Annotated in this window: 16 protein-coding genes; 13 read left to right on the forward strand and 3 right to left on the reverse strand. The window is 39.2% G+C overall.

From position 1 onward, the window contains the following. Window positions 1-87: 87 nt before the first annotated feature. Entirely contained in the window at window positions 88-303 is a 216-nt protein-coding gene (rpsU, locus tag DQN49_RS03000) for a 30S ribosomal protein S21 (RefSeq protein ID WP_005627632.1), read from the reverse strand. 231 nt (window positions 304-534) lie between these two features. On the opposite strand from rpsU, the gene tsaD reads away from it, so the two are divergent. The 3 genes from tsaD to DQN49_RS03015 are packed head-to-tail and all read left to right on the forward strand — an operon-like array spanning window position 535 to window position 3,410. Further along, window positions 535-1,563, forward strand: a complete 1,029-nt coding sequence (gene tsaD / locus DQN49_RS03005; RefSeq protein ID WP_006995198.1) for a tRNA (adenosine(37)-N6)-threonylcarbamoyltransferase complex transferase subunit TsaD — start codon at window positions 535-537, stop codon at window positions 1,561-1,563. Window positions 1,564-1,571: 8 nt separating this feature from the next. Continuing rightward, the gene (locus tag DQN49_RS03010; RefSeq protein WP_006995197.1) at window positions 1,572-2,153 is read left to right on the forward strand and encodes a thymidine kinase; all 582 of its coding nucleotides are present in this window, start codon (window positions 1,572-1,574) and stop codon (window positions 2,151-2,153) included. Between the two features lie 36 nt (window positions 2,154-2,189). Further along, complete coding sequence (locus DQN49_RS03015; RefSeq protein ID WP_006995196.1) at window positions 2,190-3,410, forward strand: aromatic amino acid transport family protein; 1,221 nt, start codon at window positions 2,190-2,192, stop codon at window positions 3,408-3,410. 137 nt (window positions 3,411-3,547) lie between these two features. Here the strand turns inward: DQN49_RS03015 and DQN49_RS03020 are convergent, their stop codons facing one another. Further along, window positions 3,548-3,808 carry a YfhL family 4Fe-4S dicluster ferredoxin gene (locus tag DQN49_RS03020; RefSeq protein WP_005649491.1) on the reverse strand — a complete coding sequence of 87 codons (261 nt, stop codon included), beginning with the start codon at window positions 3,806-3,808 and terminating at the stop codon, window positions 3,548-3,550. Between the two features lie 77 nt (window positions 3,809-3,885). On the opposite strand from DQN49_RS03020, the gene DQN49_RS03025 reads away from it, so the two are divergent. The 4 genes from DQN49_RS03025 to DQN49_RS03040 all read left to right on the forward strand — a co-directional run bounded on the left by DQN49_RS03025 (window position 3,886) and on the right by DQN49_RS03040 (window position 8,233). Further along, on the forward strand, window positions 3,886-4,680 hold the full coding sequence (locus tag DQN49_RS03025) for a ribonuclease T2 family protein (protein ID WP_006995195.1): 795 nt from the start codon (window positions 3,886-3,888) through the stop codon (window positions 4,678-4,680). Window positions 4,681-4,775: 95 nt separating this feature from the next. Further along, entirely contained in the window at window positions 4,776-5,936 is a 1,161-nt protein-coding gene (pgk, locus tag DQN49_RS03030) for a phosphoglycerate kinase (protein WP_005661004.1), read from the forward strand. A 110-nt stretch (window positions 5,937-6,046) separates the two neighbouring features. Beyond that, window positions 6,047-7,126, forward strand: a complete 1,080-nt coding sequence (gene fbaA, locus DQN49_RS03035) for a class II fructose-bisphosphate aldolase (RefSeq protein WP_006995194.1) — start codon at window positions 6,047-6,049, stop codon at window positions 7,124-7,126. Between the two features lie 66 nt (window positions 7,127-7,192). Further along, complete coding sequence (locus tag DQN49_RS03040) at window positions 7,193-8,233, forward strand: glycosyltransferase family 9 protein (protein ID WP_006995193.1); 1,041 nt, start codon at window positions 7,193-7,195, stop codon at window positions 8,231-8,233. Here the strand turns inward: DQN49_RS03040 and yczE are convergent. Further along, window positions 8,189-8,845, reverse strand: coding sequence for a membrane protein YczE (yczE, locus tag DQN49_RS03045; protein WP_005649480.1), 657 nt, complete (start codon window positions 8,843-8,845; stop codon window positions 8,189-8,191). The two genes, DQN49_RS03040 and yczE, sit on opposite strands and share 45 nt — an antisense overlap. 216 nt (window positions 8,846-9,061) lie before the next feature. Here yczE and DQN49_RS03050 point away from each other — a divergent pair, with 216 nt between their 5' ends. The 6 genes from DQN49_RS03050 (at window position 9,062) to rplA (ending at window position 14,849) form a co-directional block, all read left to right on the forward strand. Then, on the forward strand, window positions 9,062-10,606 hold the full coding sequence (locus tag DQN49_RS03050) for a YjjI family glycine radical enzyme (protein ID WP_006995192.1): 1,545 nt from the start codon (window positions 9,062-9,064) through the stop codon (window positions 10,604-10,606). An 8-nt stretch (window positions 10,607-10,614) separates the two neighbouring features. Beyond that, on the forward strand, window positions 10,615-11,403 hold the full coding sequence (locus DQN49_RS03055; RefSeq protein WP_006995191.1) for a 4Fe-4S cluster-binding domain-containing protein: 789 nt from the start codon (window positions 10,615-10,617) through the stop codon (window positions 11,401-11,403). Window positions 11,404-11,501: 98 nt separating this feature from the next. After that, complete coding sequence (locus DQN49_RS03060) at window positions 11,502-12,755, forward strand: NupC/NupG family nucleoside CNT transporter (RefSeq protein WP_006995190.1); 1,254 nt, start codon at window positions 11,502-11,504, stop codon at window positions 12,753-12,755. A gap of 83 nt (window positions 12,756-12,838) precedes the next feature. After that, window positions 12,839-13,555 (forward strand): purine-nucleoside phosphorylase, encoded by a 717-nt coding sequence (gene deoD / locus DQN49_RS03065; protein ID WP_005658023.1) that lies wholly within the window; start codon window positions 12,839-12,841, stop codon window positions 13,553-13,555. 171 nt (window positions 13,556-13,726) lie between these two features. Then, window positions 13,727-14,155, forward strand: coding sequence for a 50S ribosomal protein L11 (gene rplK / locus DQN49_RS03070; protein WP_005627653.1), 429 nt, complete (start codon window positions 13,727-13,729; stop codon window positions 14,153-14,155). A 4-nt stretch (window positions 14,156-14,159) separates the two neighbouring features. After that, complete coding sequence (gene rplA, locus DQN49_RS03075; protein ID WP_005649467.1) at window positions 14,160-14,849, forward strand: 50S ribosomal protein L1; 690 nt, start codon at window positions 14,160-14,162, stop codon at window positions 14,847-14,849. The last annotated feature ends 122 nt before the right edge of the window (window positions 14,850-14,971 follow it).

Raw genomic sequence — 14,971 nt, forward strand, 5'->3', positions numbered from 1 at the left:
GTAGATTTTTATTGTGCTTAAAGTAACAAAACCGTGAGTCCAAAGGATTCACGGTTTGTCTTAACTCGAGTCAGAAAATACTATAAATTAGTATAAACGGGTATTGCGCGCGTTTTCGCGAGCGTTGCGTTTTGCGTGACGTTTTGCAAGTGTTGCATTTTCACGTTTACGAATTGTAGTTGGTTTTTCGTAAAATTCGCGAGCGCGTACTTCAGCTAAGATTCCCGCTTTTTCGCAAGAGCGTTTGAAACGACGTAAAGCTACGTCAAATGATTCGTTTTCACGTACTTTAATTACAGGCATAAGCCAATCACCTCAATGAGTTTAATTTAATTGCAATTTAAAATTTTATTTTTGCCAAAGCACCTGTGTGTAAATGACAAATTTAATAAAGGACGCAATTCTAATCTATTTTTAGGGAAAAAGTAAAGGATAGAATGCCAATTCACCTTAATATTTGTGGTTTCAACTGGTTAAAACCGCTTAAACAGGGTAAAATCGCGCAACATTTTAGGTAATAAATTAAGAAAATCAATGAAAATCTTAGGCATTGAAACTTCCTGTGATGAAACGGGCGTGGCGATTTATGATGAAGAAAAAGGGTTAATTGCTAATCAACTTTATACTCAAATTGCCCTGCATGCAGATTATGGTGGTGTGGTTCCTGAATTAGCATCACGTGATCATATTCGGAAAACAGCGCCTCTTATTAAAGCGGCATTAGAGGAAGCCAATTTAACCGCAAGCGATATTGATGGTATTGCTTACACGAGTGGTCCTGGGCTTGTTGGCGCATTGCTTGTCGGTGCTACGATTGCACGTTCTTTAGCCTATGCTTGGAATGTGCCAGCGATTGGTGTTCATCATATGGAAGGGCATTTACTTGCGCCAATGCTTGATGAAAATTCACCGCACTTTCCTTTTGTTGCTCTGTTGGTATCGGGTGGCCACACTCAATTAGTGCGTGTCGATGGTGTAGGAAAATATGAAGTGATTGGAGAATCTATTGATGATGCTGCTGGCGAAGCCTTTGATAAAACAGCAAAATTACTTGGACTAGATTATCCAGGCGGCGCGGCACTTTCTCGTTTAGCGGAAAAAGGTACACCAAATCGTTTCATATTTCCACGCCCAATGACAGATCGTGCAGGTCTTGATTTTAGTTTTTCTGGTTTAAAAACATTTGCCGCGAATACAGTTAATCAAGCAATTAAAAACGAGGGCGAACTGATAGAGCAAACTAAAGCAGATATTGCTTATGCTTTCCAAGATGCGGTGGTGGATACTCTTGCCATTAAATGTAAGCGTGCATTGAAAGAAACAGGTTATAAACGTTTAGTGATTGCGGGAGGGGTGAGCGCAAATAAAAAACTCCGAGAAACGCTTGCGCACTTAATGCAAAATTTAGGTGGCGAAGTGTTTTATCCTCAACCTCAATTTTGTACAGATAATGGCGCAATGATTGCTTACACAGGTTTTTTACGTTTAAAACAAGGTCAGCATAGCGATCTGGCTATTGATGTTAAACCTCGTTGGGCAATGACGGAATTACCGGCAATTTAGGAGGAAAAATGGCGAAACTCTACTTCTATTACTCCACAATGAACGCTGGAAAATCAACGACGTTGCTACAATCTTCCTATAACTATCGTGAGCGCGATATGAACACAGTAGTTTATACGGCTGCGATTGATGATCGTTTTGGCGTGGGAAAAGTCACATCGCGTATTGGCATTTTGCAAGATGCCTTTTTATTTCGCTCGGAAACCAATTTGTTTGATGAAATCAATGAGCACTTAAAAAAAGAAAAAGTGCATTGCGTGTTGGTGGATGAAGCTCAATTTCTTAGCAAACAACAAGTTTACCAGTTGAGTGATGTTGTTGATAAACTCAAAATCCCTGTGCTTTGTTATGGCTTGCGTACAGATTTCCAAGCGGAACTTTTTGAAGGAAGTAAATATTTACTGGCTTGGGCGGATCAACTCGAAGAATTAAAAACAATTTGTTATTGTGGCCGCAAGGCTAATTTTGTTTTGCGTTTAAATGATCAGGGCGAGGTCATTAAAGAAGGCGCACAAATTCAAATTGGAGGCAATGATTCTTATCTTTCTGTTTGCCGTTTACACTATAAAGAAAAGTGCGGTCAAATTTAAATTAGTTTTTAAACACAACATTATAAGGACAATTTTATGCTAAAAAACAAAACTTTTGGGAGTGCGCTGATTATTGCAGGCACAACCATTGGAGCAGGTATGCTTGCTATGCCGCTTACATCAGCGGGTATGGGCTTTGGTTATACCGTGTTATTGCTCGTTGGCTTGTGGGCTTTGTTGGTTTACAGCGGATTGTTGTTTGTAGAAGTGTATCAAACAGCGGATCAGTTGGATGATGGTGTCGCCACGCTCGCTGAAAAATATTTTGGGGTTCCTGGGCGAATTTTAGCCACGTTGAGTTTGTTAGTTTTACTTTATGCACTTTCAGCCGCTTATATTACTGGTGGTGGATCTTTACTTTCAGGCTTGCCAACGGCTTTTGGAATGGACGCAATCTCACTTAAAACGGCGATTATTATCTTTACTGTTGTATTAGGTTCTTTCGTGGTTGTAGGAACGAAAGGCGTGGATGGCTTAACTCGCGTCTTATTTATTGGTAAGTTAATCGCCTTTGCTTTTGTGCTGTTTATGATGCTTCCAAAAGTAGCAACAGATAATTTAATGGCATTGCCTTTGGATTATGCTTTTGTGGTTTCTGCGGCACCAATATTTTTTACTTCTTTCGGTTTCCACGTTATTATGGCGAGTGTGAATAGCTACTTAGGTGGAAGTTTTGATAAATTTCGTCGTGCCATTTTGATTGGTACTGCGATTCCATTAGCTGCTTACCTTGTATGGCAGTTAGCAACTCATGGTGTATTAAGTCAAAGTGAATTTGTGCGTATTTTACAAGCTGACCCAACGCTAAATGGCTTAGTGAATGCAACACGTGAAATTACAGGTTCGCATTTTATGGGAGAGGTTGTGCGTGTGTTTTCATCACTTGCACTGATTACTTCTTTCTTAGGCGTAATGCTTGGTGTATTTGAGGGATTGGGGGATTTATTCAAGCGTTATCATTTGCCAAATAATCGCTTTGTTTTAACTGTAGTCGCATTTTTACCGCCACTTGTATTTGCATTGTTTTATCCTGAAGGATTTATTACAGCATTAAGTTACGCAGGTTTATTGTGTGCGTTCTATTGCTTAATTTTACCAATTAGCTTGGCATGGCGTACACGTATTGAAAATCCAACATTGCCATATCGTGTTTCTGGCGGTAATTTCGCTTTGGTGTTTGCGTTATTAATTGGCGTCGTGATTATGCTCATTCCATTTTTAATTCAATGGGGATATTTACCAGTGGTGGCGGGGTAATATTTGATTTTTCCCTAGAGAAAACACTTTTCTTCCTCTGTTTGCAGGGGAGCTGCCGAAGGTTGAGGGGAGATATAGAAAGCCCCCTTCCGCCCTTCGGGCACCTTCCCCCACAAGTAGGGAAGGGAAGTTATTTTCTACAATTTATCCGAATGATGAATCATTACAAAGCGTTCCCAAAGCTGTTCTTCGGTTTCTTGATGTTCAGGATCGGGCTTAATACAGTTAGTGATTGGGCAAACTTTTTGGCAGGTTGGGGTGTCGTAATGGCCGACACATTCCGTACAAAGTATAGGATCGATCACATAAATTTCATCGCCAATGGAAATGGCTTCGTTTGGGCATTCAGGCAAGCACATATCGCAGTTGGTACATTTGCTAGTGATGAGTAATGCCATTGTGATCCTTAATAGAGAGTTGAAAGCGGCGAATTATAGCCGACAAAAACTTGATTGACAAAAACTAAACAAAATTTATGAAAAAACTTACTTCCATTCTTTCTCTTATTGTTCTCGTTATATTAGCAATTTGGCAATATTTTACCGATACAACCAAAACTAAACATCAATCATCTTCGCCCGTAATTGAGCAGACGAAGCAAACAAAAGTATCTGAGCCTAAATTTGAACCTAAATTCGAGCCTCAATTTGAGACAAAGCGGACGGATATTGAAAAAAGTGCGGTAAAAAATCCAGATGTTTTTGCAAACTATGATGTGATTATGCGCAATGATCATATTGGGCAAAATGCAAAGGCACCTGTCGATTATTATATGTTGGCATTATCTTGGTCGCCTGGATTTTGTGATATTCAGCGTGAAAAATATGGCGATCAATTGCCTTATTCCTCTCAATATCAATGTGGAAATAACCGCACTTTTGGTTGGGTTGTACATGGATTATGGCCTCAAAATGCAAATGCTCGCGCTGTTTCAGATCATCCTCGTTTTTGCAAAGGCGATTTACCCGCCTTGCCAAAAGGTTTATTAGCACAATATTTGGCGATTTCTCCGGGCGAGAAATTATTGCAAGGCGAATGGGAAAAACACGGTAGTTGCGCCTTTGATTCTGCCCAGCAATATTTTGCTAAGGAGCAGGAATTATTTAACGCATTAAAATTACCGAATCAAAAATTAAGTAGAGATGAACTTTTTGGTTGGATGAAGCAACATAATCCACAATTAAAAAATGCGTATTTGAGGGCTAGTCGAAATGAATTATTTATTTGTTATGATAAAAAATGGCAGGTAATGAATTGCCAAAGCAAATAAGAATTTCTTTGATCTAAATCGTTACAACCTAGTACGAAGTAGGTATAATACGAAAAATTTTCAATTTTAATTTTAACTTAACAAGAGGATAGATTATGTCAGTAATCAAAATGACCGATTTAGATTTAGCGGGTAAACGTGTATTTATCCGTGCAGATCTTAATGTGCCAGTAAAAGATGGCAAAGTGACCTCAGATGCGCGTATTCGTGCGACCATTCCTACTTTAAAATTAGCCTTAGAAAAAGGCGCGAAAGTGATGGTAACTTCTCACTTAGGTCGTCCAACTGAAGGAGAATTCAAACCAGAAGATTCTTTACAACCAGTTGTTGATTACTTAAAAAACGCAGGCTTTAATGTGCGTTTAGAACAAGATTATTTAAATGGTGTGGATGTTAAAGATGGCGAAATCGTTGTTTTAGAAAACGTACGCGTAAACAAAGGCGAAAAGAAAAATGATCCAGAATTAGGTAAAAAATATGCCGCACTTTGCGATGTATTTGTAATGGATGCTTTTGGTACAGCTCACCGTGCGCAAGCTTCAACTTATGGCGTTGCAGAATTTGCGCCAATCGCTTGTGCAGGCCCATTATTAGCGGCTGAGTTAGATGCATTAGGTAAAGCATTAAAAGAACCTGCTCGTCCAATGGTGGCTATTGTTGGTGGTTCTAAAGTTTCCACTAAATTAGAAGTATTAAATTCTCTTTCAAAAATCGCTGACCAAATTATTGTGGGCGGTGGCATTGCGAATACTTTCATCGCGGCAGCTGGTCACAATGTAGGTAAATCTTTATATGAAGCTGATTTAATTCCAGTTGCGAAAGAATTAGCCGCAAATACAGATATTCCAGTTCCAGTTGATGTGCGTGTAGGTTTAGAGTTCTCTGAAACGGCAGCTGCAACAGAAAAAGCAGTAAACGAAGTGAAAGATGATGAATCTATTTTTGATATTGGCGATAAATCAGCAGAACAATTGGCTGAAATTATCAAAAATGCAAAAACCGTTTTATGGAATGGCCCAGTTGGCGTGTTTGAGTTCCCTCACTTCCGTAAAGGGACTGAAATCATTTCTCACGCCATTGCAAACAGCGATGCATTCTCTATTGCTGGCGGCGGAGATACTTTAGCGGCTATCGATTTATTTGGTATTGCTGATAAGATTTCTTACATTTCAACGGGTGGCGGTGCGTTCTTAGAATTTGTAGAAGGCAAAGTATTACCTGCAGTAGAAATTCTTGAAAAACGTGCGAAAAACTAACCGCACTTTTCCTCTATAACATATTGATGGTGGCATCAAAAATGCCATCATCAATACAAATTCTTCAAATTGTGGGCTTATCCCGCTAAACATAAAAAGGAAACACAAGTATGGCTAAATTATTAGATATCGTGAAACCCGGTGTTATAACAGGCGAAGATGTGCAAAAAGTTTTTGCTTATGCTAAAGAGTATAACTTTGCTATTCCTGCCGTAAACTGTGTGGGTTCAGACTCCGTTAATGCCGTGTTAGAAACTGCTGCACGCGTAAAAGCACCAGTGATTATCCAATTTTCAAATGGTGGCGCAGCGTTCTACGCAGGTAAAGGTATCAAACCAACGAGTGGTACTCGTCCAGATGTTTTAGGGGCGATTGCTGGAGCGAAACAGGTTCATACTTTAGCGAAAGAATACGGTGTGCCTGTTATTCTTCATACTGATCACGCAGCGAAAAAATTATTACCTTGGATCGACGGTTTATTAGATGCAGGCGAAAAACATTTTGCCGAAACGGGTCGTCCACTTTTCTCTTCACATATGATTGATTTATCTGAAGAGTCAATGGAAGAAAATATGGCAATCTGCCGTGAATATCTTGCTCGTATGGATAAAATGGGGATGACCCTTGAAATCGAAATTGGCATTACTGGTGGCGAAGAAGACGGCGTAGATAACTCTGATGTTGATGAATCACGTTTATATACACAACCTTCTGATGTGCTTTATGTTTACGATCAATTGCATCCAGTAAGCTCTAATTTTACCGTTGCTGCTGCATTCGGTAACGTACATGGTGTTTACAAACCAGGTAATGTAAAATTAAAACCATCTATTTTAGGTGCATCACAAGAGTTCGTTGCGAAAGAACGCAATCTTCCTGCAAAACCAATTAATTTCGTATTCCACGGTGGTTCAGGTTCTAGCCGCGAAGAAATCCGCGAAGCAATTGGCTACGGTGCAATCAAAATGAACATTGATACCGATACTCAATGGGCGTCTTGGAATGGTATTTTGAATTTCTATAAAGCAAATGAAGCTTATCTTCAAGGTCAATTAGGTAACCCTGAAGGCCCAGATGCGCCAAACAAAAAATACTACGATCCACGTGTATGGTTACGTAAAATGGAAGAATCTATGTCTAAACGCTTAGAGCAATCTTTCGAAGACTTAAATTGTGTCGATGTTTTATAATCCACAAAAATAACATAAAATACGACCGCACTTTCGAGTGCGGTTTTTTGTTTTAGCGGAGAAATTATGGAAAAGATCTTAGTTATTCGTAACGATAAATTAGGCGATTTTATGCAAGCATGGCCCGCTTTTGCTATGCTGAAGTTATCGAATCCTTCTTTAAAATTAACCGCACTTGTGCCGAGTTACACAGCGCCTCTAGCGGAAGTTTGTCCGTTTATTGATCATGTCATTATTGATAGCAAAAAAAATGATAAAACGGATTTCAATCGTCTTGTGCAGGAAATCAAAGCGCAGCAGTTTGATGGCATGATTAGTTTCTTTTCCAATACCCATAATGGAAAACTCGCTTGGAAAAGTGGAATTAAATATCGCCTTGCACCTGCGACTAAATGGGTTCAAATTCTCTATAATCACCGTCTAACACAACGCCGTTCTCGTTCTGAAAAATCAGAAGCGGAATACAATCAAGATTTAGTTCGGGCTTTTTTGCAAAAGCATAATATGCCAGTTGTTGAACCTAAACCGCCTTATTTAATCTTTGAGAAAAGTGCGGTGGAAAATCAGCACGTTTTTTTACAAGAGAGTTTAGGGCTTTCCGCAAATAAAAAATGGATCTTTGTGCATAGTGGTTCTGGTGGTTCAGCTACGAATCTTTCTTTAGCGCAATATGCGGATTTAATTAAAGGCTTATTGGCTGAGTTTGATTGCAATATTGTGCTGACAGCAGGGTCTGGCGAAAGTGAAAAAGCCTATGAATTAGCAAATCTTGTGAATGATTTACGCGTAGCCATTTACGATAAGAATAAAGGTTTAGTGGATTTTGCTCATTCTTTGGCTTGTGCAGATTTATTTATTGCGGGATCTACTGGGCCATTGCATTTGAGCAGTGCGTTTAATATTCCGACTATCGGGTTTTATCCAAATAGTCGTTCTTCTCAGCCGAGACGCTGGAAACCGATTAATGATGTCGATAAGCATCTTGCCTTTTGCCCACCCGCAGGAAAAGAGACTCAAATGAATTTAGAGTTAATTTCAATAGACAATGCGTTAGCTGAAATATCACTTTTCATACGGAATATGTGGCAAACGAGCAATAATATTTAAGAAGAATTGAACAACGCTGCCTATGCTGGTGGCGAAAAGGACAGTACCCAAGCCAACGACACCACCAAGTAAAAAACCAAGTAAACAAACCGAGATTTCAAGGCTTGAGCGTACCACGTTGATGCTTAAATGAAAACGTTGGCAAATACCAACCATTAATCCGTCTCGAGGGCCCGCACCTAAGTGACAAGTGAGATATAAAGCAGTTCCAAAACCATAGAGTAATATACCGATCAGACAGAAGATCATTCGTGAAAAAAGTGCGGTTGGCGGCGCCAGTATTTTTGTTGTGATTCCTAGAAATAGAGCAATAACGATAATATTTAATAATGTCCCAAGCCCAAGGCGTAATTTGAGAGGTTTCCATACCAACATTACTGCGCAACTAATTAAAAAAGATGACCAGCCAATATCAAAATTTGTCTGTATTGCTATACCTTGTGAAAGTACAGTCCAAGGTGTCGATCCTAAACCTGATAATACAATAAGCCCATCTCCAATACCTAAAATAGAAAGAGCAAAAAGTAAGATTGAAATGGTTTTATATTGCGCGGTCCATAATGATGTGGCAGCCCAAGATGTGTGGGGTATAACGCGTACTTTTTTCTTCATATTTATTACCTTTTATATTCCGTTTTATCATAAAAGGAAAGATGCAAAAACAGAAATAATTTTGTCAGTTCATTTATATCAAAAACATATTATTTATTTTGAGTAACCGTTTGCATAATGTTTATTTTCTAAAACTGTGATCTTCCTCACATTTTCAAAATTGTCTATTTTGTTACCATTGCGTACAATACAAAACCATTTTCAAAGGGGGATGTTATGTTAGCTTCACTTCAAGATATTCTTGATACGGTTAAAGCCAATAATCTGACTTATCATCAAAAATTAATGACATTAGGCAATATTGCCGAGCGTTTATTTGATCCTCGCGATTTGCTTGGTTATACCGATGAAGAATGGGGCTTTTTACAGAATCAGATGATTTGTGATTTATGTGAAGGTTACGCAATTTATCGTCCTCGTTATATCCTGCCTGATTACAATGTGTATATCCAAAAGGGCTGCGAGTTTTTAGAGTTGCCGCCTCCAAAAGATCTTGATGAGGCACTTGATGGATTATTGATTCTTTACTCCCACGTGCCATCCATTACGACTTATCCTGTTTATGTTGGGCGTCTTGATGTGTTGCTCGAACCGTTCATTACTGATGAAGAAAAAGATTACATAAAAATTAAACGTTTCTTAAATCATATTGATAAAACTGTGCCAGATTCATTCTGTCATGCCAATATTGGGCCGTATGATACGAAAGCGGGTCGCTTGATTTTACGCGCCGTGATTGAGCTTGAAGCACCAACACCGAATATGACTATTCGTTATGACAAATCGAAAACAAGCCGTGAGTTTGCTGAACTTGCAGCAAAAGCCTGTTTGTTGGTTTCTAAACCATCTTTTGCAAACGATGCTTACTATATTTCCGATCTAGGCGAAGAATACGGCGTAGCAAGTTGCTATAACGCACTGCCTGAATGTGGCGGTGCCTACACCTTAACGCGTTTACGTCTAGGGACAATTGCTCGCGCCTGTAAAAGTGCGGATGAAATGCTGAATGAATTATTATCGCGTGTGGCGAAATGTACTCTTTCAACCATGGATAAACGCCACAAATTTGTAGTGGAAGAAAGTAATTTCTTTAACAGTTCATTCCTCGAAAAAGAGGGATTTATCAAACGCACTAATTTTACAGGAATGTTTGCGATTGTGGGCTTGGCTGATGCCACAAATCACTTATTGCAATGTGAAGGCTTAAATGAAACCTTTGGTACGAGCGTTCGTGGCGATGAAATTGCGACAGCGATTATGGATAAATTAAAAGAAATTACTGATGCGCACGAAGGAGTTTATGCCGAACGTACTGGCAATCGTTATTTATTACACGCACAAGTGGGCGCAAGTAACCACGAAGAAGACAAGCGTAACGCACCGGCTCACCGTATTCGTGTAGGCGAAGAACCAACGTTACTTGCACATTTGAAACAGTCTGCACCGTTCCATAAATATTTCCCATCTGGTACAGGGGATTTATTCGCCTTTGATCAAACCCATGTAGATCACTGCGATGCAGTGATGGATATTATTGATGGCGCATTTTCCTTAGGCTATCGCTACATTACCACCTATTTGAAAAATACAGATTTAATTCGAGTTACAGGTTATCTAGTGAAGAAAAGCGAAGTTGAAAAATACCGTAAAGGCGAAGTCGCATTACGCGATACAACTTGGTATGGCTCGGGTACGGATGAATGTGCCAACGTGTTTGATCGCCAATTACGCGATGAAAAAGATGTCACTGCTGAAAAATAATTAGAAAAATGACCGCACTTTCTGAGATTTTTGTGCCGTTACATCGGATTATTCCGTTTTCAAATGTAGAGGGGCAAGGCAATCGTTCAAGCATTTTTCTGCAAAGTTGCAAGCTAAATTGCTTGTATTGCCATAATCCTGAAACTATTCCTCGTTATACGGAAAATGCGAAATTGGTTAGTCTACAGTATTTGTATGAACAGGTTATGGAGGCAGTTCCATTTATTCGCGGTGTAACGGTTTCTGGTGGAGAACCCACTATTCATCACAAAAAACTTGTGCCACTCTTTAAGGCTTTACGTTCGCAAGGATTGACTTGTTATTTGGATAGTAGTGGCTTTTTTGAGTTTGATCGTGTTTGTTCGTTAATTGATGTCACTGACAAATTTTTATTTGATCTCAAAGGCGAGGGCATTGGCTTGCAAACACTTTGTTTTGATCGGAAAAATCAAGCAGGCATTGTACCACAGCAAGTGATACTAGAACGTTTGCATATAAAAAACGATAAACTGGAGCGGAATTTGCAAAATTTAGCTGCCTTGTTGCCATTAAATAAAGTGGAAGAAGTGCGGTTGGTTTTTTTAAAGCATTTTTTTGATGCTGAACATTTGGTGGGCAAAGTTGCTCAACTACTACGAAATTATCCAGACGTGGCATTAAAAATTATCCGTGTGCATAGCAAGGGCGTACGTGATGAAGCTGGGTTATCAGCGTATATCCCAAGTGTGGAAGAAACTAATGCGCTATCTGCTTATGCGCGTCAATGTGGAATTAACAAGATTTTGACTATTTTATAGACGTTTACAAAAAGTGCGGTGAAAATTCGCCGACTTTTCATAAGAAAACAAGTAGAATAAGCCGAATTTTATTAACTTAACTAATCTAGGGGAATCAAATGAGTGTGTTAAGCAGCATTTTGGGAATGGTCGTATTAATCGCTATTGCCGTGTTACTTTCTAATAATCGTAAAGCGATTAGTATTCGAACCGTAGTAGGGGCGTTAGCAATCCAAGTAGGATTTGCCGCCCTTATTTTATATGTGCCAGCAGGTAAACAAGCGTTGGGTGCCGCTGCGGATATGGTATCCAATGTTATTGCCTATGGTAATGACGGGATTAATTTCGTTTTCGGCGGATTAGCGGATCCAAGTAAACCATCCGGTTTCATTTTTGCAGTGAAAGTATTACCGATTATCGTGTTCTTCTCTGGCTTAATTTCTGTGCTTTACTATCTCGGCATTATGCAAGTCGTGATTAAAGTATTAGGTGGTGCATTACAAAAAGCATTGGGTACGTCAAAAGCGGAATCAATGTCAGCGGCGGCGAATATCTTCGTCGGTCAAACTGAAGCACCATTAGTTGTTCGCCCTTACATTAAAAATATGACCCAATCTGAATTATTTGCCATTATGGTGGGTGGTACAGCGTCTATCGCGGGTTCAGTAATGGCAGGTTACGCAGGAATGGGCGTGCCATTGGCATACTTAATCGCTGCGTCATTTATGGCGGCACCAGCAGGTTTATTATTTGCGAAATTAATGTTCCCACAAACCGAACAATTCACAGATAAACAACCAGAAGACAATGATTCAGAAAAACCAACTAACGTACTTGAAGCAATGGCGGGCGGTGCGAGTGCAGGTATGCAACTTGCGTTAAACGTAGGTGCAATGTTAATCGCATTCGTTGGTTTAATTGCATTAATTAATGGTATTTTAAGTGGCGTAGGCGGATGGTTCGGCTATGGCGACTTAACCTTACAATCTATCTTTGGTTTAATTTTTAAACCATTAGCATACTTAATCGGTGTAACTGATGGTGCTGAAGCAGGTATTGCAGGACAAATGATCGGGATGAAATTAGCGGTTAATGAATTTGTGGGTTATCTTGAATTTGCAAAATATTTACAACCAGATTCTGCAATTGTATTAACTGAAAAAACCAAAGCGATTATTACTTTCGCGCTTTGTGGTTTTGCTAACTTCAGCTCAATTGCAATTTTAATTGGTGGTTTAGGTGGTATGGCACCAAGCCGTCGTAGTGATGTTGCTCGTTTAGGTATCAAAGCCGTTATCGCTGGTACTCTCGCTAACTTAATGAGTGCAACTATTGCTGGTTTATTTATCGGCTTAGGTGCTGCAGCACTTTAATTTATCTTAATCAATTAAAAAGTGCGGTAAAAAATGACCGCACTTTATTCATTTTTATTCATTATTAAAAATAAGGAAAAATTATGACTCCACATATTAACGCGCCTGAAGGTGCATTTGCTGATGTTGTTTTAATGCCTGGCGATCCACTTCGTGCAAAATACATTGCAGAAACTTTTTTACAAGATGTTGTTGAAGTGACGAATGTTCGTAATATGCTTGGTTTTACTGGAACTTATAAAGGTCGTAAAATTTCTATTATGGGGCACGGAATGGGGATTCCATCTTGCTCTATTTACGCGAAAGAATTAATCACTGAATATGGCGTGAAAAAAATTATCCGTGTAGGTTCTTGTGGTGCAGTTCGTATGGACGTGAAAGTGCGCGATGTGATTATCGGTTTAGGTGCATGTACTGATTCAAAAGTAAACCGTATTCGTTTCAAAGATAACGACTTTGCAGCTATTGCTGACTTCGATATGGCACAAGCTGCTGTTCAAGCTGCAAAAGCAAAAGGCAAAGCTGTTCGTGTCGGTAATTTATTCTCAGCGGATTTATTCTATACACCCGATGTAGAAATGTTCGATGTAATGGAAAAATACGGCATTTTAGGTGTGGAAATGGAAGCTGCTGGAATTTATGGTGTGGCTGCAGAATATGGTGCAAAAGCATTAACGATTTGTACTGTTTCTGATCACATTCGTACTCACGAACAAACCACGGCAGAAGAACGTCAATTAACATTCAATGATATGATTGAAATTGCGTTAGATTCAGTATTAATTGGTGATGCACAGTAATTCTTATAGTGGATTTAAGAAGTGCTTGAAAAACAACCGCACTTTTTATATAATCGGCGCCCATTATGAGCCGTTCGCGGCTCATATTTTTGTGTGGTGCAATGAATTTTGCACTAAAAATTATCGGGGAGCTATTTAATAGCGTTATTACCCAATTAGAGGAAAACTAAAATGGCAAAAAAAGTCCAAGCCTATGTTAAGTTGCAAGTTGCAGCTGGTATGGCTAACCCATCACCACCAGTTGGTCCTGCATTAGGTCAGCAAGGTGTGAACATTATGGAATTCTGTAAAGCATTCAACGCTCGTACTGAGAGCTTAGAAAAAGGTTTACCAATTCCAGTTGTTATCACTGTATATGCAGACCGTTCATTTACTTTCGTCACTAAAACTCCACCAGCAGCAGTATTATTGAAAAAAGCTGCAGGTATCAAATCTGGTTCTGGTAAACCGAACAAAGATAAAGTGGGTAAAGTAACTTTAGATCAAGTTCGTCAAATCGCTGAAACTAAAGCAGCAGATATGACTGGTGCGTCTATCGAAACCAAAATGAAATCAATTGCTGGTACTGCTCGCTCTATGGGCTTAGTGGTGGAGGAATAATACGATGGCTAAATTGACTAAAAAAATGAAAGCAATCAAAGCTGGCGTAGATTCTACTAAAGCATACGAAATTAACGAAGCGATCGCGGTATTAAAACAATTCGCAACCGCTAAATTCGTAGAAAGTGTTGATGTTGCAGTAAACCTAGGTATCGATCCTCGTAAATCTGATCAAAACGTTCGTGGTGCAACTGTATTACCACACGGTACTGGTCGTGAAGTACGTGTAGCTGTGTTCACTCAAGGTGCTAACGCAGATGCAGCTAAAGAAGCTGGTGCTGATTTAGTGGGTATGGAAGATTTAGCAGAGCAAATCAAAAAAGGCGAAATGAACTTTGATGTTGTTATCGCTTCTCCTGATGCAATGCGTGTTGTTGGTCAATTAGGTCAAGTATTAGGTCCACGTGGTTTAATGCCAAACCCTAAAGTTGGTACTGTAACACCAAACGTTGCTGAAGCAGTTAAAAATGCTAAATCTGGTCAGATCCGTTATCGTAATGATAAAAACGGTATTATCCACACCACTATCGGTAAAGCAAACTTCTCTGAAGTTCAATTAAAAGAAAACCTTCAAGCATTATTGGCTGCTTTAAATAAAGCAAAACCAACTACTGCTAAAGGTATTTTCATCAAGAAAGTAAGCATCTCTACCACTATGGGTGCAGGTGTTGCTGTTGATCAAGCTTCTTTATAATTTAAAGAATTGATAGATTTTAAACCGCACTTTTTGAAAGTGCGGTTTTTTATTTCATAAAATTTCTAAATAATTTTTCAACTTGACGAGAAAGCTGCATTCATTTAAAATTTACCGCCTTA

Source organism: Haemophilus aegyptius (genome assembly GCF_900475885.1).
Classification (GTDB): Bacteria; Pseudomonadota; Gammaproteobacteria; order Enterobacterales; family Pasteurellaceae; genus Haemophilus; species Haemophilus influenzae.